The organism is Sphingomonas sp. LaA6.9, assembly GCF_022601895.1.
Classification (GTDB): Bacteria; Pseudomonadota; Alphaproteobacteria; order Sphingomonadales; family Sphingomonadaceae; genus Sphingobium_A.
The window spans coordinates 1-23,001 of record NZ_JAKVIO010000018.1 but is presented as its reverse complement, the minus strand read 5'-3'; the positions used below and the strand labels follow the sequence as shown (position 1 = coordinate 23,001).

The following is a 23,001-nucleotide window of genomic DNA, read 5'->3' as shown; positions in this document are numbered from 1 at the left end:
CCTGCCTCTATGTTCTGTCCTGGCGTTTCAGGGCGATGCGCTGAAACGCTGGCGGAGACGGAGGGATTCGAACCCTCGGTACAGGATTTACCCGTACGACGGTTTAGCAAACCGTTGGTTTCAGCCACTCACCCACGTCTCCGGATGCTCGGCGAAGCGCGGCTATAGCGGGCCAATCGGGGCATATCAACAGCGCTATTGCGATTCGGCACCTAGTTTTTTGCAGCAAGCTGACTCGAACGGCCGCAGGATCGACTCGGGTCATCGCGCGGTTCATTGCGGGGTCATGTGCCAGGGCGCTATTCTCCGGCGCTATTAGCGGGGGTCGAAAGATGATCAGGAATCAAGCACTCAACAGCCTTTTGATGGTGGCTGCACTGTCGACGGGGGCGGTGCCCGCCTCGGCGCAGATCCGATCGATCGATCCAAACGAGGCGATCGACGCCGATCTCGCGCCCGTGCCGCAGACCGGCGCAGCGCCGCAGTCGGCACCTGGAGCCGATGTGGATCCGGCATCCGAGCCGGGCCTGCCCGTGAACAGCGAGCCGCTCCCCCCGGCAACAGCTGCGCCCGCGCCCCCGGCCCCGACGACCGCGAGCGCCGCGCAACAGGAAACCTATCGCAAGGGCGACCTGATCGGCGCGGCCGAGGGCGTCTTCGGCAAGGGCGCCGAAGGTCTTGCCGGGTTGCTCGAGGACATCCTCAAGGATCAGGGCGAACCCAATGCCTATATCACGGGCGAGGAGGCCTCGGGCGCGTTCGTCGTGGGACTGCGCTATGGTTCGGGCACGCTCCACCACAAGATCGAGGGCAACCGCCCGGTCTACTGGACAGGGCCATCGGTGGGATTCGACGCGGGCGCGAACGCGTCCAAGAGCTTCGTGCTCGTCTATAACCTGCACGACAGCCAGGATCTCTATCGCCGCTATCCGCAGGGAGAAGGCGCGGGCTATTTCGTCGGCGGCTTCACCGCCAGCTATCTGCGCCGCGGCGATGTGGTGCTGATCCCCGTGCGGCTTGGCGCGGGCCTCAGGCTGGGCGCCAATATCGGATATATGAAGTTCAGCGAGAAGGGCCGGTGGGTGCCCTTCTGAGGGGCCTTCGGCGCAAAAAATAAGGGCCGACAGCGCAAGCTGCCGGCCCTTTTCGTGTCAGAAGGTCACGCGGCCCGAAATGCCGTAGATCCGCGGTTCGTTGACCATGCCGGTCAGGTTGTTGAAGTCGATGCCGCTCACCACCGAGACGTCGTTGGTGATGTTGCGGACAAAGCCCGCAAGCTCCCAGCTGTCGGTCTTGTAGCCGATGCGAAGACCGCCTTCGAGCATGTCGGCATCCTGGAACTCGATCGATTCGTAGAGGAAGAAGTTGATCTTCGAGCGATAGGCCCAGTCGGTATAGGCATAGATTTCACCGTCGCCGACGGGAATGCCGTAACGCGCGGTCCAGTTGGCAATCCAGCGCGGGCTTTGCGGCAGGCTGTTGCCGTCGATCGAGACGATCGCGGCCGCAAAGGGCGCTGCGGGCACCACGATCGGATCGAGCGGCGTGCAGAGCGACACATTGGGGAATGTGTCGGTGCGCACCGCGCCGCACGCAGCCGTGGTCAGGTCCGAATCCTGGATCTCGGTATTGTTGTAGCTGAGGCCGAAGGTCAGCAGCAGTTCGGGCACCGGCTTCAGCTCGGCATCCATCTCGAAGCCATAGCCGCGGACATTGTCCGCATTGATCAGGCGGTTGGCGTTGACCCCGCCGCCGACCGCGGTCAGCTGCGCGTCGTTGAGGTCATAATAGAAGCCGCCAAGGTTGAATCGGCCACGGCCGTCAAGGAAGGTCGTCTTGATGCCCGCCTCGTACGACTGGATCGTCTCCGAATCGCCGACGGTGACGCCCGATTCGAGCGGGGTCGCGGTTGCCGGCGGGAACAGGATGCGTCCCTGGATGCTCGGCGCGCGATAGCCCTTGGCGACGCGTGCATAGAGGTTGATGTCGTCGCTGGCCTCGAAGGTTGCGCTGATGTCCCAGGTCAGATTGTCGTCCTCGACATGGCGCGTGACCGTGCCGAGCGGGTTCTGCAGGAAGGCGGGAAACTGCGAGTCGTGCGTGCGATTGACGACATAGTCGCGCTCGTCACTGTTGTAGCGCATCCCGCCCGTCAGGCTGAACTGGTCGGTGAACTTGTAGGTCACCGAGCCGAAGATGCCGTAGGCCTTGCTATTCTGGTGCTGATCGACCGCGATGTTGACCGCACCGGGCGCGTTGAGCGGGTCGCCGAGCGTCGAATAGTTCTCGCTGACGATGTCGAGATCCTCGTCGAAATAGAAGAAGCCCGCCTGATAGTTGAACGCATTATTGCCATTGCTGGCGATGCGGATTTCCTGCGTGAACTGCTGGAGATTGGGGACGCTGTCGCGCGTCTCCGCAGTGAACGGAATGTATCCCGGGCCGGTTAGCGCGGGGGGAAGGAAGGACGCGCCGAAGCCGCCATCGACATCGCCGACCGAGGTGGCATCACCCTCCCAATAGCTCGTGACCGAGATAAGCGACAGCGGGCCGAAGTCGTAAGTGATGTTCGCCGACAGGCTATAGGTGTCGACTTCCTGTTCGTTTTTGCCGTCGGTCGCGACCTCGCCGCGCTTGAAGCCGGAGATCAGCCCCTTCTGGCCGCGTTCGAAGACATTGGCGCGGAACACGCGCGCGGTGCCGTCGAGCGAGCGCATCTGGCCCGAAAGCAGGATGTCGAGATCGTCGCTCGGCTTGAAGAGGAACTGCAGGCGCGCCGCGAATTCGTCATATCCCTCGAGCGCGTCCTTTTCGGGGGCGCTGGGATTGATGTTGTCGACCCAGTCGTCCTGGCGCTGATAGAGGACCGAAAGGCGCGCCGACACCGCATCACCCGCCAGCAGGCCGCCGATCGCGCCCTGCGCGGTGACCGCATTGTGGCTGCCATAGGACAGTTCGGCATAGCCGTTGAGGTCGCGACCCGGTTTCACCGAATCGAACTTGACGATACCCGCGGGGGTGTTGCGTCCGAACAGCGTGCCCTGCGGGCCGCGCAGCACCTCGACGCGGTCGAGGTCGAACACCGGGAAGCCCTTGAGGATCGGGTTTTCGAGGACGACGTCGTCATAGACGAGGCTGACGGGTTGCGACGCGTTGAAGTCGAAATCGGTATTGCCGAGCCCGCGGATATAGAAGCGCGGGAAGGTGCGGCCGAACGACGATTCGACGACCAGGCTCGGGATGCGCGCCGACAGGAAGCGGATGTCCGCGCCGCCCGACGAGATCACGTCGAGCTTTTCGCCGCCAACCGCGGTGACCGAGATCGGCACGTCCTGCAGATTTTCCTCACGACGCTGCGCGGTGACGACGATCAGGTCGAGCCCAGCCTCGTCGGCGGCCGCCTCGGGCGAATCGGCCGTCTGGGCCTGCGCAGCCTGCGTCGCCAGAGCGAGCGCCAGCGCAGAAGCGCCGAGGCGCATGAAATGTGCGGAAACAGAAAATGATTTTAGAGTCTTAGCCATGATACCCCCTTCTGGACAGCCGTTTCAGCCCTCCCGCATCGGCTCGATTCTTTGATCGTATGCCGGTGTCATGGGGTCGTCACATAAACGCAGAAAAGGTGCAAACTAAGGCGAATCTTCAAATCGGTAGTCGATCAGGCAAAATCCGGCGGCAGGGCGCGCGCTGACGGGCTCAGCCGGCCGCGCCCGCGAAGCGCCATGCCAGGGTTTCGCCGGCATGGAAGGGCACAAGTGCGGAGCTGCCCTCGCCGATCCGGTCGGGCACTGCGACATCTGCGCGCTCCAGGACAACCCGTTCCTCGTTGAGCGGCAGGTCGTAGAAGCGCGGACCGTTTTCGGAGGCGAAGGCTTCGAAGCGGTCGAGCGCGCCTTCCTCGTCGAACACCTTCACATAGCTTTCGAGCGCGAAGGGGGCGTTGAAGATCCCCGCGCAGCCGCATGCGCTTTCCTTGGCACTTACCGCGTGCGGCGCGGTATCGGTGCCGAGGAAGAATTTGGGCGAGCCCGAGGTCGCGGCCTTGCGCAGCGCCAGCCGATGGCGTTCGCGCTTGGCGATCGGCAGGCAATAGGCATGCGGGCGGATGCCACCCGCGAAGATCGCGTTGCGGTTGATGATCAGGTGCTGCGGCGTGATCGTCGCGCCGATATTGGGGCCACTCGCCTGCACGAAGTCGGCGGCGTCGGCGGTGGTGATGTGCTCGAACACGATTTTGAGTTCGGGGAAGTCGCGGACGAGCCCGGTCAGCGTCTTTTCGATGAACACTGCCTCGCGGTCGAACACGTCGACATCGGGGCCGGTATCCTCGCCGTGCACGAGCAGCGGCATGCCGATGCGCTGCATCGCCTCGAGCGCGGGGTAGATGTTCTTCACATCGGTCACGCCATGCGCAGAACCGGTGGTCGCGTGCGCGGGGTAGAGCTTGGCCGCGGTGTAGACGCCTTCTCCATGGCCCCGCCCGAGATCGGCGGGATCGGTTCGGTCGGTGAGGTAGCTCGTCATCAGTGGCGTGAAATCGGCATCGGGCGCGACTGCGGCGAGGATGCGATCGCGATAGGCGCTTGCCGCCTCCACCGTCGTCACCGGCGGACTGAGATTGGGCATCACGATCGCGCGCGCAAATTGCCGCGCGGTCCAGGGCGCGACCCGCGCCAGCATCTCTCCGTCGCGCAGATGGACGTGCCAGTCGTCGGGGCGCCTGATCTCCAGTCGCGTGATTTCGGTCGAGGTCATGGATGCTCCGGCTTGGGATTCGGCGCTGGCATCCCTAACTGTTCGGCATGAGCAACACCACCCTTGTCGACCGCGCCGTGATTCGCTTGTCCGGAGACGATGTCCGCGGCTTTCTCCAGGGCCTCGTCACCAATGACGTGACCGGCCCGCTCCCCGTCTGGGCGGCACTGCTGACCGCGCAGGGCAAGGCGCTGTTCGACTTCATTATCTGGGCGGACGGTGAAGATGTGCTGATCGACTGCGAGGCCGATCAGGCCGATGCCCTCGCCAGGCGGCTGACGCTCTATCGCCTGCGCCGACCGATCACGATCGCGCGCGACGAGACGCTCGGCGTCCACTGGGCGCGCGAGGGCGAGGGCGTCGACGACCCCCGCCTTGCTGCGCTCGGCAGGCGCTGGATCGCAGCGCCCGCGACACCCGCGCAGGGCTGGCTCGCGCATCGCCTGAGCCTCGGCGTCACCGAAGGCGTGGCCGAACTCGGGCAGGACAAGACGCTCTGGCTCGAATGCAATGCCGCGGAACTCAACGGGGTGAGCTTCACCAAGGGCTGCTATGTCGGGCAGGAGAACACCGCGCGGATGAACTGGCGGCAGAAGGTCAACCGGCGGCTGGCGGTGGTCCGTACCGATGCCGATCCGGGCGATCGGACGCGCATCTGGTATCCTGACCTCGGGCTAGCCGTGATGCACCTGCGCGTCGAGGCATTTGCCGATACGCCGGGCGTCATCCTGCCCGACTGGCTGCAGCCCGCACTCGTGCCCGCCTGATCGCGTCCGCCGTCAGGCGTCCGGCCCCGTCACCCAGCCGACCGCGGGGTCGGTGAAGTCGACGACGGCATCGAGTTCGCGGATGTTGGAATAGCCATAGCCGACAAGATTGATGAAGGTCTGGATGTTGAGCGCGAGCGGCCGTGCCTTGAGTGTCACCGGCGGCGCATTGTTGCGGAAATTGTTGTTGCAGTAGATCAGGATCAGCCGATTGGGATCGGCGCCGATCGTCGCAGCAAGGCTCTCCGCCGTGAAATCGGTGAAGGGCAGGTTGACCGCGCCCTTGATATGTCCGGCGGCATAGGCATCGCGCGAGCGTGCATCGAGGATCAGTGTACCGGGCTTTGCCGCTTCCGCCTGAAAACGCGCGAAATCGATCAGGCCATCGCGGCGCTGCGCCTCGACCGACTGGGTCAGCGCACGAAAGCCCGGATAATCGATCTGCGGGTTGCGCGCCGGAGTCTGGGCTGCGGCGGGCAGCGCCAGCGGCGCGAGCGAAAGCAGGAACAGCAGGCGAAGCGATTTCATCACACCCTCCCATTTGCGAAGCGCGGAAAGACTGCGCGCCCGCGGCTGCATCTGCGATGAACGGCGTAGGGCCCGGTTGGCGCGGCGTCGCGGGAGGATTAAGGCTTGGCATCCGTCGCCCCGTCCTTCCCTGGAGTATCCACCCGTGATCAAGCGCGCCCTTCTCGCCAGCCTGGCCCTGACCCTGCCCGCTCCGCTGCTCGCCGCGCCGGACAACGCGATCGACGCGAAGCGGATCGAGGCGATGGTCAGGGCGATCACCACCGATGATTTTCAGGGCCGCGCGCCGGGAACGCCGGGCGAGGAAAAGACGATCGCGTGGCTGGTCGAGCAGTTCAGGGCATTGGGGCTCGAGCCCGGTGGGCCGAACGGCGCGTGGACGCAGCCCGTGCCGCTGCTCCACACCAGGTTGGGGACGCCCACCAGGCTGGAGGTGACGCGCGGCGCTGCCACGCAGCCGCTGGAGACTGGCAAGGACATCTATCTCAGCACGCTCCAGCCCAAGGACCGTGCGGTTATCGCGAACGCGCCGATGGTGTTCGTGGGCTATGGCGTGAAGGCGCCCGAACGCGGCTGGGACGATTTCAAGGGCGTTGACCTGAAAGGCAAGATCGCGGTCTTCCTGATCAATGATCCCGATTTCGAGGCGAAGGACGGCGAAGCGGTCAAGGACAGCTTCGGTGGCCGGACAATGACCTATTATGGGCGCTGGACCTACAAGTTCGAGGAAGCCGCGCGGCAGGGTGCCGTGGGCGCGCTGATCGTCCACGACGCGCCGGGCGCGGGCTATGGCTGGAATGTCGTGGTGAGCCCCGGCGGCGAGAATTACGACATGGTGCGCCCCGCCGACAGGATCACCAGCGTCGCGCTGCAGGGCTGGCTGAGCGGCGAGGCCGCGACCGCGCTGTTCCGCGACGCTGGCCTCGATCTCGCGGCGCTGCGCGTACGGGCGCGCAGCAAGGATTTTTTGCCGGTCGAGCTGAAGGGCGCGCGTTTCGCGGCGGATATTCCGGTGACGCGTGAGGTCGTGCAGAGCCGTAATGTGCTGGCGAAGATCAGCGGCGCAAAACGCCCCGACGAAGTGGTGATGCTCGGCGCGCACTGGGATGCGTATGGGATCGGCAAGCCCGACCCGCAGGGGCGCACGATCCGCGCGGGCGCCAATGACGACGGCATCGGCGTCGCGGCGCTGCTCGAAATGGCGCGGCTGTTCAGGGCGGGGCCGAAGCCTGAGCGGACGATCGTGTTCGGCATGTGGTCGGCCGAGGAGCGCGGACTTCTGGGTTCGGAAACCTATGCCGCAAACCCGGTCTATGCGCATGAAAAGACCGTTGCGAACCTGACGGTCGACGTGCTCCAGACTGCGGGGCGCGCGAAGGATGTGATCCTGATTGGCAAGGGGCAGAACACGCTCGAGGACGATCTGGCGCGTTTCGCAGCAAAGCAGGGTCGGACGATCACCCCCGACGCCGCGCCCGAGCGCGGGCTGTTCTACCGCGCGGACCATTTCCCGCTCGCCAAGCGCGGCGTGCCCGTGCTGCTGATGATGGGGCTCGCGGGCGGTGCCGATCTGGTCGAGGGCGGCCGCGCTGCGGGCGAGAAATGGGTGAGCGACTATACCACCAATTGCTACCATCAGGCGTGCGACGCGTGGAGCGCGGACTGGAACCTCGACGGCGCGGTGATGGACATGGAACTGGTGCGCTCGATGGCGAGCGAACTCGCCAATTCGAACCGCTGGCCCGAATGGAAACCGGGTTCGGAGTTCAAGGACGTGCGCGACAAGAGCGCGGACAAAAGGCGCTGACCGACGATCGCGGACGCGCTTAACTTCACTTAGCTTCGCACTTTTCTCACAAACGCGCATGTCGGTCCCGCCTCCCCGCCGCGCCAGCAGGCGCGGCCTTGCGAAGAACATGACAGGAACATTGCGTGTAGGACAGAGGTGGTACTTCGATCCTCCAAGCCGTTTGGGCTGAGCCTGTCGAAGCCCTCACTTCTTTCTCGCTCATACAAGGCGAACAGGAAGGAATGGGCTTCGACAGGCTCAGCCCGAGCGGAGGTGGATGACGCGATAATCGTCTACCCTCAGCCGTCGGTGATCCCCGCCCAATGTTCCTCATGGCTGCCGTCATGGTTGGCCATGCCGGGCTTGGTGAGGCAGCCGCGCGGGGCGACGAAGCTGTCGATGCGGCGCACCGGCAATTCGTGCCAGCTGATGTTGAAGGCCCGGTTGACGGGGAAGAAATAGAGGCTCGAATAGTTGAGATGGTCGTGGACCCACCAGGCGAGCTTCTGCCAGTCGCCGGGTTCGCGGTAACGGTCGATGAAAGAGGGCACGACGATGCAGGCGGTGGCGCCCATGAAGCCCAGCGCATCGCGCCGGTCCCAGATATGGCCCGCGGCGCTCGTCTCGTTCATCGCGCAATTATAGCCCTTGCCGCCTTTCCGCATCAGCCGGTTGCCAAGGCCGTTGACCTCCGCCGAGCGCAGCGAGCCACGAACCGCGATGCGCCCGAAGGCATCCTGCAAGGGTTCGAGCAGCTCCTCGCACAGCCGCGTACCCGCCACGATGGCGAGGTCGGGATCGTCGGGAATGTTGGGCAGGCCGTGGATCTGCGCGATCTCCGAATACAGGAAATCGCGCATGAAGAAGCTCTTGGAGAGCCGGACGCGGCCGAAATTTGAAAGGGCGTCGACGCTTTGAGGTTTGCGCATGGCGCAATGTACCCCGGGAAGAGCGGGGGTCCAGAGGGCTGGATTCTATGCTGACGGAAATGGGTCAGTGTAGTTCCTCCCCGAGCTTGTCTCGGGGAGGGGGACCGGACGAAGTCCGGTGGAGGGGGAAGCACTGAGCCAAGCCCCTCCACCATGCTTCGCGTGGTCCCCCTCCCCAAGCAGAGCTTGGGGAGGAATAAACGGGTTACGCCGCGAGCTTGCGCAGCACGTATTGCAGGATGCCGCCGTTGAGGAAGTAATCGAGCTCGTTGACGGTATCGATGCGGCAGAGCGCGGTGAAGGTGAAGGTCGAGCCGTCGGCGCGCGTCACCTGAACCTCGACGTCCTGACGCGGTTTCAGGCCCGCAACATTCAGGATCGTGAAGCTTTCATCGCCCGTCAGGCCGTGCGTGTCCTTGCTTTCGCCATCCTTGAACTGGAGCGGGAGCACGCCCATGCCGACGAGGTTCGAGCGGTGGATGCGCTCGAAGCTTTCGACGATCACCGCGCGGACGCCGAGCAGGTTGGTGCCCTTGGCCGCCCAGTCGCGCGACGAGCCGGTGCCATATTCCTTGCCGCCGATGACGACGAGCGGGGTGCCGTCGGCATTGTGGCGCATCGCGGCATCATAGATCGGCATCACCTCGCCATTGTAGCGCGTCATGCCGCCCTCGACGCCGTCGAGCATCAGGTTCTTGATGCGGATATTGGCGAAGGTGCCGCGCATCATGACCTCGTGGTGGCCACGGCGGGCGCCATAGCTGTTGAAGTCGGCCACCGAAACCTGATGCTCGCTCAGCCACTTGCCCGCAGGGCTCGACGCCTTGATCGAACCCGCCGGCGAAATGTGATCGGTGGTGATCGAATCGCCGAAGATCGCGAGCGGCTTTGCCTCGACGATGTCAGTGACGGGCGCGGGCGTCATGCTCATGCCCTCGAAATAGGGCGGGTTGGCGACATAGGTCGAGCCCGCGCGCCACTGATAGGTGTCCGAGCCCGTCACGTTGATCGCCTGCCAGCGCGCATCGCCGGTGAAGACCGTCGAATAGCGGGTGACGAACATGTCGCGGGTCAGCGCGCCGTCCATGACCGAGCGGACCTCCTCATTCGAGGGCCAGATGTCCTTGAGGTACACGTCCGAACCGTCGCTGCCGGTACCGATCGGCGTGTTGATGAAATCCTCGGTCACGGTGCCCTTAAGCGCATAAGCGACGACGAGCGGCGGCGAGGCGAGGAAGTTGGCGCGCACGTCGGGCGAGACGCGGCCCTCGAAGTTGCGGTTGCCCGAAAGCACCGAGGCAGCGACGATGTCATTGCCATTGATCGCCTTCGAGATCGGCTCGGCGAGCGGACCCGAATTGCCGATGCAGGTGGTGCAGCCATAGCCGACAAGGTTGAAGCCGACCTGGTTGAGATAGTTCTGCAGGCCCGCCTTTTCGAGATAGTCGGTGACGACCTGGCTACCGGGGGCGAGCGAGGTCTTGACCCAGGGCTTGGGCTTCAGGCCCTTTTCGACCGCCTTCTTGGCGACGAGGCCCGCGGCGACGAGAACGCTGGGGTTCGAGGTGTTGGTGCAGCTCGTGATCGCAGCGATGACAACGTCGCCGTCGCCGATGTCATGCGTCCGGCCCTCGACCGCGACGCGCGCGGGGGCTGATTTCTTGTAGACCTTTTCGAGGTCGCCGTTGAAGACATCGTCGACATTCGAGAGCAGAACCTTGTCCTGCGGGCGCTTGGGGCCCGCGAGCGAGGGTTCGACGGTCGACATGTCGAGTTCGAGGATGTCGGTGAAGACGGGCTCGGCCGAGGGATCGAGCCACAGGCCCTGTTCCTTCGCATAGGCCTCGACCAGCGCGACATTCTCTTCCGAGCGGCCGGTGAGGCGCATGTAATCGAGCGTCTTGTCGTCGATGCCGAAAAAGCCGCAGGTCGCGCCATATTCGGGCGCCATGTTGGCAAGCGTCGCGCGGTCGGCGAGCGACAGCGAGGCGAGGCCGGGGCCGAAATATTCGACGAAGCGGCCGACAACACCCTTGGCGCGCAGCATCTGCGTGCAGGTGAGCACGAGGTCGGTGGCGGTGATGCCTTCCTTCAATGCGCCGGTGAGCTTGAAGCCGACGACTTCGGGGATGAGCATCGAGACGGGCTGGCCGAGCATCGCGGCCTCGGCCTCGATCCCGCCGACGCCCCAGCCGAGCACGCCCAGACCGTTGATCATCGTGGTGTGGCTGTCGGTGCCGACGCAGGTGTCGGGATAGGCGACGGTTTCGCCGCTGGCATCGACCGACGACCAGACCGCCTGCGCGATGTTCTCGAGGTTCACCTGGTGGCAGATGCCCGTGCCCGGGGGGACGACCTTGAAATTGTCGAGCGACTTCGAGCCCCATTTGAGGAAATCGTAACGCTCCATGTTGCGCTGATATTCGAGCTCGACATTATCCTCGAACGCCTTGGGGGTGCCGAACTCGTCGACCATGACCGAGTGGTCGATGACGAGGTGGACGGGCACCTGCGGGTTGATCTTCTGCGCGTCGCCGCCGAGGCTGTTCATCGCGTCGCGCATGGCTGCCAAGTCGACGACGCAGGGAACGCCGGTGAAATCCTGCATCAGCACGCGCGCGGGGCGGTACTGGATCTCGCGGGTCGATTTGGGATCCTTCTGCCAGTCGGCGATCGCCCGGATGTCGTCGACCGTCACGGTGACGCCGTCCTCGAAGCGGAGGAGATTTTCGAGCAGCACCTTCATCGAGAAGGGCAGGCGCGAGACATCGCCGATCTGCGCGGCCGCCTTGGCCAGCGAGTAATAATGCACGGTCTTGCCGCCCACATTGAGCGTGGAGCGGGTGGCGAGTGTATCCTGGCCGACGGCGGTCATGTCTTCTCCTTCCAATGGCTGGCATGGACGGGGAGAAGCCGGGAGCTTGCCCATGCCGTTATGTTCGCGCGAATGCGAGAGTCGGGGCGGGCCTTAGCAAGGGATTCGCGTGGGGGGAAGCGGCCAGAGGGATTTGTCGCGCAGCAATCGCGCACCACCCGGCTGGCCGGGGATCGGCGCCTTTTTGGGCGGTGCCGGAGCACGCTGCGCGTCATCGCCCCGAAGATGTGTTTTGCCGCGTCCGGCGAGCGCAAAAAAGCAGGCAGCTACGTATTTTACGCGCTGCCGGCAGGACTTGAATTGCGTGACGCCAGGTTCATAATGATTGTCTGACTGGCGCAGAAAACTGCGCGAAACCGGCGCGTTACGACCGGTATTTGTGCCGCAGCGGCGCCCCCGGACGCTGGCGGGAAGTCGTACCATCTTTTCGGAGAGCGCGATGGCCAAGCACAAGAAGACGGATAAGGCCGAGGGCGACGTGCCGCTCAAGCTGTCCAACAAGGACTATGCCGGGGAGCTGGAAAAGCTTCATGTCGAGCTGGTGAAGCTGCAGGAATGGGCAAAGGAAACGGGTGCGAAGATCTGCATCTGTTTCGAGGGGCGCGACGCCGCCGGCAAGGGCGGCGTGATCAAGGCCATCACCGAACGGGTCAGCCCGCGGGTCTTCAAGGTCATAGCCCTCGCCGCGCCGACCGAGCGCGAAAAGTCCCAGATGTATGTCCAGCGCTATCTGCCCCATTTGCCCGCGGCCGGCGAAATCGTGATCTTCGATCGAAGCTGGTACAATCGCGCGGGCGTAGAGCGCGTCATGGGCTTTTGCACCAAGGCGCAGGCCGAGACCTTTCTCAAGGTCGCACCGCTCGTCGAGCGCGCGATCGTCGAATCCGGCATCATTCTCTTCAAATACTGGCTCGAGGTCAGTCCCGACATGCAGACCAAGCGCCTTGAAGGGCGCATCGGGGACGGGCGCAAGATCTGGAAGCTGTCGCCGATGGATATCGCCTCCTACAGCCGGTGGGATGACTATACCGAAGCGCGCGACGACATGTTCAGGGCCACCGATACCGACTGGGCCCCGTGGTATGTCGCGATTTCGGAAGACAAGAAGCGCGCCCGCCTGAACATCATCAGGCATTTTCTGAGCCAGGTTCCCTATGAGGAAGTGGCGCACGAGAAGGTCAAATTTCCCAAAAGACGCGTCAAAAAGGAAAAGGTGGATCTGGCGTCGACGCGAAGGATGGTTCCCGCGGTATACTGATCGGGAAGCGCCGCCGGCGTGCTTGTCCGCAGCGATCGAACGACACGATGATTCAACATGGCAGCACGAGGATACTGACTATGTCGGACAATTTGCTCCCTTCGGCGACCGAATATGCCCAGAAGCTTGCCATGGCCGAGGCTGAAGACGCCGCGAAAGAAGCAAGGCGGCGACAGGAGGAAGAGGCCGACAAGAAGTCCCTGATGGATCAGTTGACCCATCCGTCCGGGATATCGGACGACGAAGCGATTCAACGCGCGGTCAAGCTTATCGAGGGCGCGGTACGCAATCGTCGCACGGAAGTTCAGGTCTATCGGTTTCCCAATCAGCTCTGCACCGATCGGGGGCGCGCGATCAACCAGCAGGAGCCAGGGTGGGAAGACACGCTCACGGGCGTTCCCAAGGAGATCTTTTCGCTTTGGCAGCGCCATTTTCGCGACAAGGGCTACAAGCTGCGCGTTGAAATCATCGATTTTCCAAACGGCATGCCCGGCGATGTCGGCATGACGCTTGTCTGGGTTTAGGCGCTGTCCGGCTCCACTTGAACCGGACAGAGCCTGGAGATCGTTTGCTTGCCGTGTTTTCCGGACCGCCAGATGATTCCATCTGGCTCGAAATCACTCTAGCCGCCTGACTGAGCCGCGAACGCCGCGTGCGCGTCCTCGAGAATGTGGAAGACCATGTCGGGACCAATGCACGCGATCACGCCCGCCCGGTCCAGCATCTCGCGGGCTTCGGCGTGCAGCTCGGCCAGACCAAGCCGGATCCCGCGGGCGCGCAGCTCTTCGCACAATTCCATAAGCATTGCCGCGGCCGAGCTGTCGAACTGGGGTATCGCGCTCGCATCGATCAACAGCCACCTGGTGTCCGCCGGCAACCCGGCGGCAATGGCGCGGATGCGCGATCCGACATAGTCGCTGTTGAAGAACAACAGGCTGCCCTGGATAAGGCAAATGGCAAGGCCGGGCACCTGGCGGGCCTCCGGCGTGCGGTGCAGCTTGTAGAAACCGTCGCGCCCCGGAACGCGCCCGAGCATGGCGTCGCGGGGAAACATGGTCTTGCGCAGAAGATAGACGAGCGTCGCGGCGATCGCGATAATCACGCCATTGAGCACGCCAAGCCCTATCGGCCCTGCCAGCGCAATGAGCGCGAAGACGAACTCCATGCGGCTGATGCGCCAGATCTGCCTGAGCGCGGCAAGGTCGATCAGGCTGAGCGCGGTCGCCACCAGTATCGCGCCAAGCACGGGGATGGGGATGATCCTGAGTGCCGGCGCCAGAAAGACCAGCGTCGCAATCAGCGTTGCGGCGGCCACGATGCTGGCCACCTGCGTTCGGCCGCCGACGGTGAGGTTGACCGCGGTTCGCGAGTCGGAAGCGCTGACCGGTATGGCGCCGAACAGGCCCGCGGCTATGTTCGCGGCGCCAAATCCGACGAGTTCGCGGTTCGGATCGACCGCATACCCGCCAATCGCGCCGAAGCTGCGCGCCGTGATGATGCCGGAGCCGAAGCTGACAAGAAAGATCGCGGCAGAACCGAGCGCGAGTGTCTGCAAGGGCAGCTCGGTTAATGGCGGCAGTATCAGCGAGGGGGGATTGGTCGGGATGTCCCCCACCACGTTGATGCCGCGTCCTTCAAAGTCGAAGCCGGCCGACAGGGCCACGGAAAGTACCAGCACCACTACCGGCCCGGGGACCGGAAAACGCACGATGCGCACCAGCTGCAACACGCCGAACATCGCGAGGGCGAGGACGAAGGACGGCCAATGGATCGATCCCGCCTTTTGCAACAGTTCGAGAACGGGTCTGAGCAGGCCGTCGGACTCGATGTTGACGCCGGTGAAACGATCGATCTGTCCGACGAGGATCGAAAGCGAGATGCCGGTGAAGAATCCGGTCAGGATGGGGCGCGACAGGAAGTTCGCAAGGACGCCGAGGCGGAGAAACCACGCCGCGAGATATAGCAGCCCCACCCCGAACGCGAGCGCTGCGGCGATGCCGGCGCGGCTTACCCCGGCCCCGGCCGGGATGCTCGCCGCAATGGCAACGATCGCCGCCGCGAGGATGGTCATGACGGCCGCGTCGGGGCCGACGATGAGTTTCTGCGAAGGGCCGAGGAACGCATAGGCGACGAGCGGCGCTATGCTGGCGTAAATCCCGACCTCGGGGGGCAATCCCGCGATTGCAGGATAGGCGATGGCGCTCGGCAGGCCGACCGCCGCCACCGCGAGCCCGGCGGCCACGTCGCTCCGGATCCAGCCTGGCTGATAGCCGGAAAGGCTCGTGAACACGGGAAGGCGATAACCCACCGGGCGGCGTCCTTTCTTGCCGATATGGGACAATTAGCCCACGCACTTCGACCGGTCACACTCCGGTTGCTCGCGAACCCATATCGGCACCTGCCCAACCTGCCGATTGGTCGGGTCTGCCTATTGCACCCTCGAGGACTTGCTCACCGCAATCGTCACGGTCACGCGCCGCGCCTCGGCATCGGTTTTGGGCGGATTGGGATCCTGCGCGATCTCCGACGATCCCAGAGACTCGGTGGCAAGGATCCGTCCCGGCATCACGCCGCAGGACTTCAGCAGATAGTCCCGGACGGCGGCCGCCCGGCGCTCGCTCAGCCTCTGATTGGCCGCAGCATTGCCCGTTTTGTCGGCGCGGCCCACGACCGCCAGCCTGTATCCCGTAATCCCCTTGGCCTTGGTGGCGATCGCCTGGAGATCCTGCTTGCCCTTCGCTGAAATCGTGGCGCTGCCGGTGGCGAACAACACGTTGGTCCGGTCCAGCGCTTTCAGTTCGGCGACGTTGTCGATCCGGTCGGTGTTTTCCTGGACCTGCGCCTCGGTGCTCGCGATTCCCGCCGCGATCTGCTTCGCGGTCTTGAGGTCGCTCTTCTTGAAGGTGACCTCGGTTGCGGTGAGCGCATCGCCGCCCCCTGCTGTCTTCACCTCGACCGCGAGGCCCCGGATCAGGTCCGAGGGCGGATGATCTTCGCCGCGGACGCCGAGCGCGCCCTCAATGCCGCGGATCTTGGTCGATTCGGAGAGGACCACGGGGGTATCCTTGCCGCCCGACCTGACGACGATCGTCGATCCGTCGTGCGAAACGATCATGCCCTTGAGCGGGCCGTCCTGTGCGGACGCGAGACCCGGCACCGCGACCAGTACGGCAGCCAGCATCCCCAGCGCGGTCTTCCTGCTTATGATCGATTTCATAGCCTTGCCTCCCATCCGTAACACCCGCGGGTGCCCTCGATCGAGGTCAAGGGTTCCCGAATGAACCGCCAGCGTAATTAATAACTGGAGGCCAACGGTATCACCTGGTTGTGGACGGCCATATCGGGGCTAACCCCTATTCTTGCGGTGTTGCACCCTGATCCCGCCGGTGCCCGCCATATGTCTTTCAAAGCAGCATGCCACAGGCGCGAATGCGTTGCGCCGTCGGTCTCTTCCGAAAACCTGTCCGGAAGAAACCGACGGCGCGCGATACACCGATATTCGCCGTGAGGCGGGATCAGAAGGGGACGTCGTCGTCCAGATCGCTGTCGAACGCCGCCGGAGCAGGGCGTCCGCCGCCACCGCCCGATGCACGGCCGAAATCGTTGCCGCCGCCCGACGAACGGCCAAAATCATTGCCGCCACCGCCGCCCCAGCTATCGTTGGAACGGCCGCCGCCTGCACCCGCGCCCTCGTCGCGGCCGCCGAGCAGGACGAGCTCGCCGCGGAAGCGCTGGAGCACAACCTCGGTCGAATATTTGTCCTGGCCGTTATTGTCCTGCCATTTGCGCGTCTGGAGCTGGCCCTCGAGATAGACGCTCGAACCCTTGCGCAGATACTGCTTCGCGACCTTCGCCAGATTCTCGTTGAAGATCACGACGCGGTGCCATTCGGTCCGCTCCTGCTTGTTGCCATCGCGGTCGTTCCAGCGCTCCGACGTGGCGATCGAGAGGTTCACGACCTCGCCGCCATTGTTGAGCGAGCGCGCTTCCGGGTCGGCGCCCAGATTGCCGACCAAAATCACCTTGTTCACCGAGCCAGCCACGCCCTTATCCCTTCTTAAAGTCCCAATGCCGTCGCGCCCCAGAAGGTGGCGCCTGCTGCGACATAAGCAAGTCCGAAGAGATATGCCAACGCGAAAGAAGGCCATTTCCAGCCGTTGGTTTCGCGCCGCATGACCGCGATGGTCGAAAGGCATTGCGGCGCAAAGACGAACCACATCAGGAAGGCGAGCGCGGTGGGGAGCGACCAGCGGCCCTGGAGCTGCGTGCCGAGCGAGCGCGCGGTCTCGTCCTCGTCGCCGCTCTCGATCGAATAGACTGTCGCGAGCGCCGACACTGCGACTTCGCGTGCCGCCATTGCGGGGATGATCGCGAGCGCCATCTCGTGATTGAAGCCGATGGGTTTGACCACGACCTCGAGCCCCGTGGCGATGCGCCCCGCGATCGACTGCTCGACCTGGTTCTGGCCCGCGGGCGCCTGCGGGAACGAGAGCAGCGCCCAGAGCACGACGGTCACCATCATGATGATCGTGCCCGCGCGGCGCAGGAAGATCCACGCGCGCTGCCACAGCCCGATCGCGATGTCGCTCAGCCGCGGCATCTGATATTTTGGCAGCTCCATCATGAAGTCGCTCGACGCTCCGCGCGCGATCGTCTTCCTGAGCACGAAGGCGACGATCATCGCGCCGAGGATGCCGACGAGATAGAGGCCGAACCAGACGACGCCCTGCAGCCCGACGCCATAGCCGAGATTGCGCGCGGGGATGAACGCGCCAATGATCACCGAATAGACGGGCAGCCGCGCCGAACAGGTCATAAGCGGCGCGATGAGGATGGTGGTCAGCCGCTGTTTGGGATCGTCGATCGTGCGCGTGGCCATGATGCCGGGAATTGCGCAGGCGAAGGAACTCAGGAGCGGGATGAAGGCGCGGCCGTTGAGCCCCACGCGCGCCATCAGCCGGTCCATCAGGAAGGCCGCGCGCGCCATATAGCCGGAGGATTCGAGCAGCAGGATGAAGAAGAAGAGGATGAGGATCTGCGGCAGGAACACGACCACCGAGCCGACCCCCGCGATGACGCCATCGACGAGGAAGGAGCGCAAGACGCCATCGGGCAGCGCGTCGCTGATGAGCGACTGAAGCGCGGCGAAACCGCCTTCGATCCAGCCGATCGGCGCCTCGGACCAGGCAAAGACCGCCTGGAACATGACGAAGAACAGCGTGAGCAGGATCGCGAGGCCGCCGACCGGGTGCAGCAGCACCGAATCGAGCAGGTGCGTTATCTGGCGGACAGGGGTTTCGGACACCGTCGCCGCGACCGAGATCGCGCGTGCGCGGTGCTGGAGATGCGTGATGTCCTCGGGCGGCGGCGCTTCGACATGCGGTGGTGCGCTGCCGTCGCCGACCAGCGTCTCGAGCGCGGCCCTGAGTTCCTCGAGCCCGCGCCGGCGCACCGCGACGGTGGGGATCACGGGAACGCCGAGGTCGCGCGACAGCGCCTGCGGATCGAGCTTCAGGCCGTCGCGCTCGGCGAGGTCGACCATGTTGAGCGCGACCACGACGGGAAGGCCGAGCGCGATCAGCTGGAGCGTGAAGCGCAGATGATTGTCGAGATTGCCCGCATCCACCACGACGATGAGCGCCGATGGCCGCTTCTCGCCCGTCTGATGGCCCAGCACCACGTCGCGCGTCACCGCCTCGTCGGGGCTGCCGGGGTCGAGGCTGTAGGCGCCGGGCAGGTCGACGAGCTCGACCGGACGACCATCGGCCAGCGTCATGCGCCCCGATTTGCGCTCGACGGTGACGCCGGGATAATTGCCGACCTTTTGGCGCGCGCCGGTAAGCGCATTGAAAAGCGCGCTTTTGCCGGCGTTGGGATTGCCGACCAGCGCGATCATCGGTGCGGGGGTCATGGGGCGATGGCCGACGTCGTGACCAGGATCGCCGCGGCATGGCTGCGGCGCAGCGCCACCGTCATCCGCCCGACCTTGCAGGCGATCGGGCCGGTGCGAAAAAGGCCGCTATGGTGCCGCACCTCGACCGCCACGCCTTCGCCAAAGCCGAGCTCGCGAAGGCGGCGCGCTTCATTGGGGGCCAGCATGTTCCAGTCGATTTCCGCGATCCGCGCCGTCTGACGCAGGGGCAATTGATCAAGCCGCACCGTGTTTCCGTCGATTCTATCCATTTCCTGCGACTGATTATCAATAACCCCCGGGAATAGCCAGCGCTCGTTTCAGACGGCGGGGTAGCGCAGACGGCCGATGAAGCGTGACAGGCTGGGCATGTGCTCGCGCCGTGCCAGCAGCTGCGCCTTGGCCTTTTCGAAACGCATCACGCCGTCGATGCGGCGACCGAGAAAGGCGCGGGTTTCGGCGAGCCCGGCGCTCTCGTCGTTGAGGAACACCATCAAAGTCGCGCCATAGACGCCCGACAGGATCGCGCGCTTGCTGTAATGGTTGTAATCGGTCGCGGTGTCGCCCGCGAGGTGCCACATGTGATCGGCCGCGCGCCAGCCGAGCCTGAGCGCGGTCGCGGCGTTCTGCGGCATGGCGAGGATCGCGAGCGCGCGGCGCAGCGCCTCGCGGTGCGGGGTCGCGGCGTCGATGCGCGCGAGCACGAGTGCGCTGATCTTTTCGCGGATCTTCATCCGGCCGAGTTTTTCGGGCGGAAGCGCTGTCTCCATCGCGCGATCGATCGCCGCGAACCAGGCGTCGATCATCTCGACCGCGCCGCCGGGAAAGGCGAGCCCGGCGATATCGGCATCGATTCCCAGTTCCCCGGCGGCCCGCGCCAGCGCGACCGCGTTCCAGCCATCGAAGCTGGCATGCGTCGGGATATGCGGCGCGAGCGCGGCGCGGATCTCGTCGAGCGTCGGATCGGTGGGCAGGGCGGGCGGCTGGGCGGACATGAGCGGCGCGTCTCCAATGATTGGGCGTCCTATGCGCGCGTGACGGCCGGACCGCAAGGTCGTGACACCCCCCGGCGTGCGTGATACGCGTTCGCCAAGCGTTACGAGCGTGCAACAAGGGAGGGTCTATATGGCGAAATTCTTCGGAAATCTGAATGCGGTGCTGGGCGTGGGCGTGCTCGCGCTGCTCGCGGTGCTGTTCGGGGTGCAGGGCGCCTATGACAACAACTATTTCTGGCGTTTCCTCCATGTGATCTGCGCGATCATGTGGATCGGGCATCTCTATTATTTCAACTTCACCCAGATCCCGACCATGCCCAAGGTGCCCGCCGAGCTGAAGCCGGGCATTTCCAAATATATCGCGCCCGCCGCGCTGTTCTGGTTCCGCTGGGGGGCGGCCGCGACCGTGGTCACGGGGCTGATCGTCGCGATCCTTGCGGGCTATGCGCATCAGGCCTTCACGCTGCAATCGCCCTTCCGCACGATCGGCATCGGCATGTGGCTGGCGGTGATCATGGCGTTCAACGTCTGGTTCATCATCTGGCCCAACCAGAAAAAGGCGCTCGGTATCGTCGAGGCCGATGACGCGACCAAGGCCAAGGCAGCCACGACCGCGATGATGTTCTCGCGGACCAACACGCTGCTTTCGATCCCGATGCTCTACTGCATGATCTCTGCAGAATCGGGCTTCTAAGAATGAAGGATCAGGCGGCCCCGGCTGTTTGAATAGAGCCTGATTCACGCTTTTGGTGGAAGCGCCACGCGCTTCCACCTCAAACGATCAGGCTCTGTCGGGCCGCCTGACCAGCACCAGCGCGATCGCGACAAAGGTTGCGCCGATCAGATCGGGCACGCCGAGCCGCTCGCCATAGACGAGCCAGCCGATCGTGGCGGTGATGACGGGCTGGATCAGCAGCGCAAGCCCGACCACGAGCGGCGAAAAATGCGCGAGTGAATAGATCATCAGGCCCTGACCGATGACCTGGCTGACAATGGCAAGGCCAAGCAGCGCCCCCCAGTTGTGCGGCCAGATGGTTTCGCCGAACAGCATCGCGAAGAACAGCAGCGGCAGGATTCCCGCCACCGTCGAGAGCGACAGCGCGGTATAGGCGCCCATGACGCCGCGCGCGCGTGCCATCACGATGAAGTAGCAGGTGTAGAGAAGGCCCGCCAAAAGGCACAGCAGATCGCCCGCCAGATTTTCGGCCGACAGATCATAGGAGCGCCCCATGAGCAGGCCTCCTCCGATCGCGGCGAGCAGCAGCGCGAATGCCTGCGAACGATTGGGCCAGGCGCGCGCGACGAGGAAGCCGTAGACCGGGAAGATCAGGATCGCGACATTGCCGAACAGCGTGGCGTTGGCGAGCTTGGTCTTGAGGATGCCGAGATGCCAGGTCGCGAGATCGCCCGCGAAGAAGATGCCCGACAGCGCGATCATGGCCCATAGCGTTGGCCCCATGCGCGGCACGCGTTCTCCCAGCATGCGCATCGCGATGAGCAGGAAGGGGACGGCGAGCGTCATCCGCCAGAAGGCCGAGGCGGTCGGGCCGACATCGGCGAGGCGCACGAACCACGGCCCGAACGCCAGGCAGACATTGGCGCCGATCAGCGCGACAAAGGCGCGGCCAGCGGGGCTTGGCTCGACATAAGAAAAACTTTTGGGGGTCGACTCGTGCATGGCCCCCCTTAGCGCCCTATGTGTGTCCGGTCCCGTTGCAAATAAGGACTGATTCCATGCCAAGCCTTTTCGACCCCATAGATCTCGGCGCGGTCTCCGCGCCCAACCGCATCCTGATGGCGCCGCTGACGCGTGCCCGCGCGACGCGCGCGCATGTCCCGACGGAAATCATGAAGACCTATTACGCGCAGCGCGCGAGCGCGGGGCTCATCATCTCCGAGGCGACGGGCATCAGCCAGCAGGGACTGGGCTGGCCCTATGCGCCGGGCCTGTGGAACGCGGAACAGACCGAGGCCTGGAAGCCCGTGACCGAGGCGGTGCATCAGGCGGGCGGGCATATCTTCGCGCAGCTCTGGCACATGGGCCGGATCGTCCATTCGAGCTTCAACAATGGCGCGGTGGGCGTATCGGCATCGGCGACGACCGCGCCGGGTGCGGCGCATACCTATGACGGCCGTCAGGACTATGAACAGGCACGGCCGCTCGACATTGCCGAGATTCCGGGGATCGTCGCCGACTATGTCCGCGCTGCGCGCAATGCGCGTGCCGCGGGGTTCGACGGCGTCCAGATCCACGCCGCCAATGGCTATCTGATCGACCAGTTCCTGCGTAATGGCAGCAACCAGCGCGACGACGACTATGGCGGCAGCCCCGAAAACCGGATTCGCCTGCTCAGAGAAGTGGTGGAGGCGGTCGCGGGCGAAGTTGGTGCCGATCGCACCGCGGTCCGCCTGTCCCCCAATGGCGATTCGCAGGGCGTCAGCGACAGCGATCCGACAAGCGTCTTCGTGCCCGCCGCCAGACTGCTCAGCGATATCGGCATCGCCTTTCTCGAGCTGCGCGAGCCCGGCCCAGAGGGCACCTTCGGGCGCACCGACCAGCCCAAGGTTTCGCCCGCGATCCGCCCTGTGTTCCAGCGCCCGCTGGTGCTCAATTCGGATTTCGGATTTGCCGAGGCGCAGGCCGCGCTCGATGCGGGACTGGCCGATGCGATCTCGTTCGGCCGCACCTTCATCGCCAATCCCGACCTGCCGCTGAGGCTTGCCGAAAAGCTGCCGCTCAACAGCGACGAGATGGCGACCTGGTACAGCCAGGGTGCCGAAGGCTATATCGACTATCCCTTCGCGCGTGCCGACGCCGGGGCGTCAGCCTAGCAATTGAAGGAAGCGCGCCGCCGCCAGAAATTCGGCGCGGCGCGCGTCCTCAGCCTGCTGCGCAAGCGCATCCTCGCCCCATTGTTCGGCCTGCCAGCGCTCATCGACGGTGGCGGCCTGCCAGACCGTATCGGCGTCGACCGCGCCTTCGGCAAGCGCAAGTGCTGCGACGAGCGAGCCGGTGATCGTGACGAGCGGCGACAGCCCCGCCAGATGGAAGGGACTGCGCGCCGCGGTGGTGGCGGTCAGCCGCTCGAGCGTCGCCGCCGGCTGGGGCGTATGGATGATCCCCGTCGCGACCGCGAAGACGATATCGTAGTGCTGCGCCGCCCAGTCGAGCAGCGGATCCCAGCGATCGGCCTGGC

At 64.6% G+C, this 23,001-nt stretch carries 19 protein-coding genes, 1 tRNA gene and 1 pseudogene; 7 read left to right on the top strand and 14 right to left on the bottom strand.

Going from position 1 to position 23,001, the window contains the following annotated elements:
• Positions 1-49 precede the first annotated feature (49 nt).
• A tRNA-Ser gene (locus MKI88_RS10835) sits at positions 50-142 on the bottom strand.
• A 190-nt stretch (positions 143-332) separates the two neighbouring features.
• Here MKI88_RS10835 and MKI88_RS10830 point away from each other — a divergent pair.
• The gene (locus tag MKI88_RS10830) at positions 333-1,094 is read left to right on the top strand and encodes a DUF1134 domain-containing protein (protein ID WP_241631394.1); all 762 of its coding nucleotides are present in this window, start codon (positions 333-335) and stop codon (positions 1,092-1,094) included.
• Between the two features lie 57 nt (positions 1,095-1,151).
• On the opposite strand, the gene MKI88_RS10825 is transcribed toward MKI88_RS10830, so the two are convergent.
• A complete protein-coding gene (locus MKI88_RS10825) occupies positions 1,152-3,521 on the bottom strand; it encodes a TonB-dependent receptor (protein WP_241631393.1) in 2,370 nt (789 codons plus the stop codon).
• Positions 3,522-3,693: 172 nt separating this feature from the next.
• Positions 3,694-4,752 (bottom strand): dihydroorotase, encoded by a 1,059-nt coding sequence (gene pyrC, locus MKI88_RS10820; protein WP_241631392.1) that lies wholly within the window; start codon positions 4,750-4,752, stop codon positions 3,694-3,696.
• Between the two features lie 47 nt (positions 4,753-4,799).
• Here pyrC and MKI88_RS10815 point away from each other — a divergent pair, with 47 nt between their 5' ends.
• Entirely contained in the window at positions 4,800-5,519 is a 720-nt protein-coding gene (locus tag MKI88_RS10815) for a folate-binding protein YgfZ (protein ID WP_241631391.1), read from the top strand.
• A gap of 12 nt (positions 5,520-5,531) precedes the next feature.
• Here MKI88_RS10815 and MKI88_RS10810 read toward each other — a convergent pair whose 3' ends face one another.
• On the bottom strand, positions 5,532-6,047 hold the full coding sequence (locus tag MKI88_RS10810; RefSeq protein ID WP_241631390.1) for a rhodanese-like domain-containing protein: 516 nt from the start codon (positions 6,045-6,047) through the stop codon (positions 5,532-5,534).
• Positions 6,048-6,195: 148 nt separating this feature from the next.
• On the opposite strand from MKI88_RS10810, the gene MKI88_RS10805 reads away from it, so the two are divergent.
• Positions 6,196-7,854, top strand: coding sequence for a M28 family metallopeptidase (locus MKI88_RS10805; RefSeq protein WP_241631426.1), 1,659 nt, complete (start codon positions 6,196-6,198; stop codon positions 7,852-7,854).
• Positions 7,855-8,135: 281 nt separating this feature from the next.
• Here the strand turns inward: MKI88_RS10805 and MKI88_RS10800 are convergent, their stop codons facing one another.
• Complete coding sequence (locus MKI88_RS10800) at positions 8,136-8,696, bottom strand: hypothetical protein (protein ID WP_241631389.1); 561 nt, start codon at positions 8,694-8,696, stop codon at positions 8,136-8,138.
• A 274-nt stretch (positions 8,697-8,970) separates the two neighbouring features.
• Positions 8,971-11,640, bottom strand: a complete 2,670-nt coding sequence (gene acnA, locus MKI88_RS10795) for an aconitate hydratase AcnA (RefSeq protein ID WP_241631388.1) — start codon at positions 11,638-11,640, stop codon at positions 8,971-8,973.
• Between the two features lie 439 nt (positions 11,641-12,079).
• On the opposite strand from acnA, the gene ppk2 reads away from it, so the two are divergent.
• Both ppk2 and MKI88_RS10785 read left to right on the top strand, forming a co-directional pair.
• Positions 12,080-12,898 carry a polyphosphate kinase 2 gene (gene ppk2 / locus MKI88_RS10790; protein ID WP_241631387.1) on the top strand — a complete coding sequence of 273 codons (819 nt, stop codon included), beginning with the start codon at positions 12,080-12,082 and terminating at the stop codon, positions 12,896-12,898.
• An 80-nt stretch (positions 12,899-12,978) separates the two neighbouring features.
• Entirely contained in the window at positions 12,979-13,422 is a 444-nt protein-coding gene (locus MKI88_RS10785; RefSeq protein WP_241631386.1) for a hypothetical protein, read from the top strand.
• A gap of 98 nt (positions 13,423-13,520) precedes the next feature.
• On the opposite strand, the gene MKI88_RS10780 is transcribed toward MKI88_RS10785, so the two are convergent.
• From MKI88_RS10780 to MKI88_RS10755, 6 genes are all read right to left on the bottom strand, one after another.
• The gene (locus tag MKI88_RS10780) at positions 13,521-15,206 is read right to left on the bottom strand and encodes a SulP family inorganic anion transporter (RefSeq protein ID WP_241631385.1); all 1,686 of its coding nucleotides are present in this window, start codon (positions 15,204-15,206) and stop codon (positions 13,521-13,523) included.
• A gap of 120 nt (positions 15,207-15,326) precedes the next feature.
• Positions 15,327-16,115: an OmpA family protein gene (locus MKI88_RS10775; protein WP_241631384.1), complete on the bottom strand. Its 789-nt coding sequence runs from the start codon at positions 16,113-16,115 to the stop codon at positions 15,327-15,329.
• 298 nt (positions 16,116-16,413) lie between these two features.
• Positions 16,414-16,941, bottom strand: a complete 528-nt coding sequence (gene ssb, locus MKI88_RS10770) for a single-stranded DNA-binding protein (RefSeq protein WP_241631383.1) — start codon at positions 16,939-16,941, stop codon at positions 16,414-16,416.
• Positions 16,942-16,955: 14 nt separating this feature from the next.
• Positions 16,956-18,809 (bottom strand): ferrous iron transporter B, encoded by a 1,854-nt coding sequence (locus MKI88_RS10765; protein ID WP_241631382.1) that lies wholly within the window; start codon positions 18,807-18,809, stop codon positions 16,956-16,958.
• Positions 18,806-19,081 (bottom strand): ferrous iron transport protein A, encoded by a 276-nt coding sequence (locus tag MKI88_RS10760; protein ID WP_407073342.1) that lies wholly within the window; start codon positions 19,079-19,081, stop codon positions 18,806-18,808. Before MKI88_RS10760 ends, MKI88_RS10765 begins: the two co-directional genes overlap by 4 nt.
• A 48-nt stretch (positions 19,082-19,129) precedes the next feature.
• Positions 19,130-19,804: a COQ9 family protein gene (locus MKI88_RS10755; protein ID WP_241631381.1), complete on the bottom strand. Its 675-nt coding sequence runs from the start codon at positions 19,802-19,804 to the stop codon at positions 19,130-19,132.
• Positions 19,805-19,934: 130 nt separating this feature from the next.
• Between MKI88_RS10755 and MKI88_RS10750 the strand changes: the two genes are divergently transcribed.
• The gene (locus MKI88_RS10750; RefSeq protein ID WP_241631380.1) at positions 19,935-20,498 is read left to right on the top strand and encodes a urate hydroxylase PuuD; all 564 of its coding nucleotides are present in this window, start codon (positions 19,935-19,937) and stop codon (positions 20,496-20,498) included.
• 87 nt (positions 20,499-20,585) lie between these two features.
• Here the strand turns inward: MKI88_RS10750 and MKI88_RS10745 are convergent, their stop codons facing one another.
• Positions 20,586-21,482 (bottom strand): DMT family transporter, encoded by an 897-nt coding sequence (locus MKI88_RS10745; RefSeq protein ID WP_241631379.1) that lies wholly within the window; start codon positions 21,480-21,482, stop codon positions 20,586-20,588.
• Positions 21,483-21,538: 56 nt separating this feature from the next.
• On the opposite strand from MKI88_RS10745, the gene MKI88_RS10740 reads away from it, so the two are divergent.
• A complete protein-coding gene (locus MKI88_RS10740) occupies positions 21,539-22,636 on the top strand; it encodes an alkene reductase (protein ID WP_241631378.1) in 1,098 nt (365 codons plus the stop codon).
• Here MKI88_RS10740 and MKI88_RS10735 read toward each other — a convergent pair.
• Positions 22,628-23,001, bottom strand: a pseudogene (locus MKI88_RS10735) (ATPase); the annotation flags it as partial. The gene MKI88_RS10740 and the pseudogene MKI88_RS10735 overlap by 9 nt on opposite strands.

Excerpts from the sequence above, each read along its gene's own strand:
- MKI88_RS10750 (WP_241631380.1), top strand. The coding sequence starts at position 19,935 with ATGGCGAAATTCTTCGGAAATCTGAATGCGGTGCTGGGCGTGGGCGTG.
- acnA (WP_241631388.1), bottom strand. The coding sequence starts at position 11,640 with ATGACCGCCGTCGGCCAGGATACACTCGCCACCCGCTCCACGCTCAAT.
- MKI88_RS10825 (WP_241631393.1), bottom strand. The coding sequence starts at position 3,521 with ATGGCTAAGACTCTAAAATCATTTTCTGTTTCCGCACATTTCATGCGC.
- MKI88_RS10765 (WP_241631382.1), bottom strand. The coding sequence starts at position 18,809 with ATGACCCCCGCACCGATGATCGCGCTGGTCGGCAATCCCAACGCCGGC.
- MKI88_RS10760 (WP_407073342.1), bottom strand. The coding sequence starts at position 19,081 with ATGGATAGAATCGACGGAAACACGGTGCGGCTTGATCAATTGCCCCTG.
- MKI88_RS10785 (WP_241631386.1), top strand. The coding sequence starts at position 12,979 with ATGTCGGACAATTTGCTCCCTTCGGCGACCGAATATGCCCAGAAGCTT.
- ppk2 (WP_241631387.1), top strand. The coding sequence starts at position 12,080 with ATGGCCAAGCACAAGAAGACGGATAAGGCCGAGGGCGACGTGCCGCTC.
- pyrC (WP_241631392.1), bottom strand. The coding sequence starts at position 4,752 with ATGACCTCGACCGAAATCACGCGACTGGAGATCAGGCGCCCCGACGAC.
- MKI88_RS10775 (WP_241631384.1), bottom strand. The coding sequence starts at position 16,115 with ATGAAATCGATCATAAGCAGGAAGACCGCGCTGGGGATGCTGGCTGCC.
- MKI88_RS10815 (WP_241631391.1), top strand. The coding sequence starts at position 4,800 with ATGAGCAACACCACCCTTGTCGACCGCGCCGTGATTCGCTTGTCCGGA.
- MKI88_RS10755 (WP_241631381.1), bottom strand. The coding sequence starts at position 19,804 with ATGTCCGCCCAGCCGCCCGCCCTGCCCACCGATCCGACGCTCGACGAG.
- MKI88_RS10745 (WP_241631379.1), bottom strand. The coding sequence starts at position 21,482 with ATGCACGAGTCGACCCCCAAAAGTTTTTCTTATGTCGAGCCAAGCCCC.
- MKI88_RS10810 (WP_241631390.1), bottom strand. The coding sequence starts at position 6,047 with ATGAAATCGCTTCGCCTGCTGTTCCTGCTTTCGCTCGCGCCGCTGGCG.
- MKI88_RS10740 (WP_241631378.1), top strand. The coding sequence starts at position 21,539 with ATGCCAAGCCTTTTCGACCCCATAGATCTCGGCGCGGTCTCCGCGCCC.
- MKI88_RS10800 (WP_241631389.1), bottom strand. The coding sequence starts at position 8,696 with ATGCGCGATTTCCTGTATTCGGAGATCGCGCAGATCCACGGCCTGCCC.
- MKI88_RS10830 (WP_241631394.1), top strand. The coding sequence starts at position 333 with ATGATCAGGAATCAAGCACTCAACAGCCTTTTGATGGTGGCTGCACTG.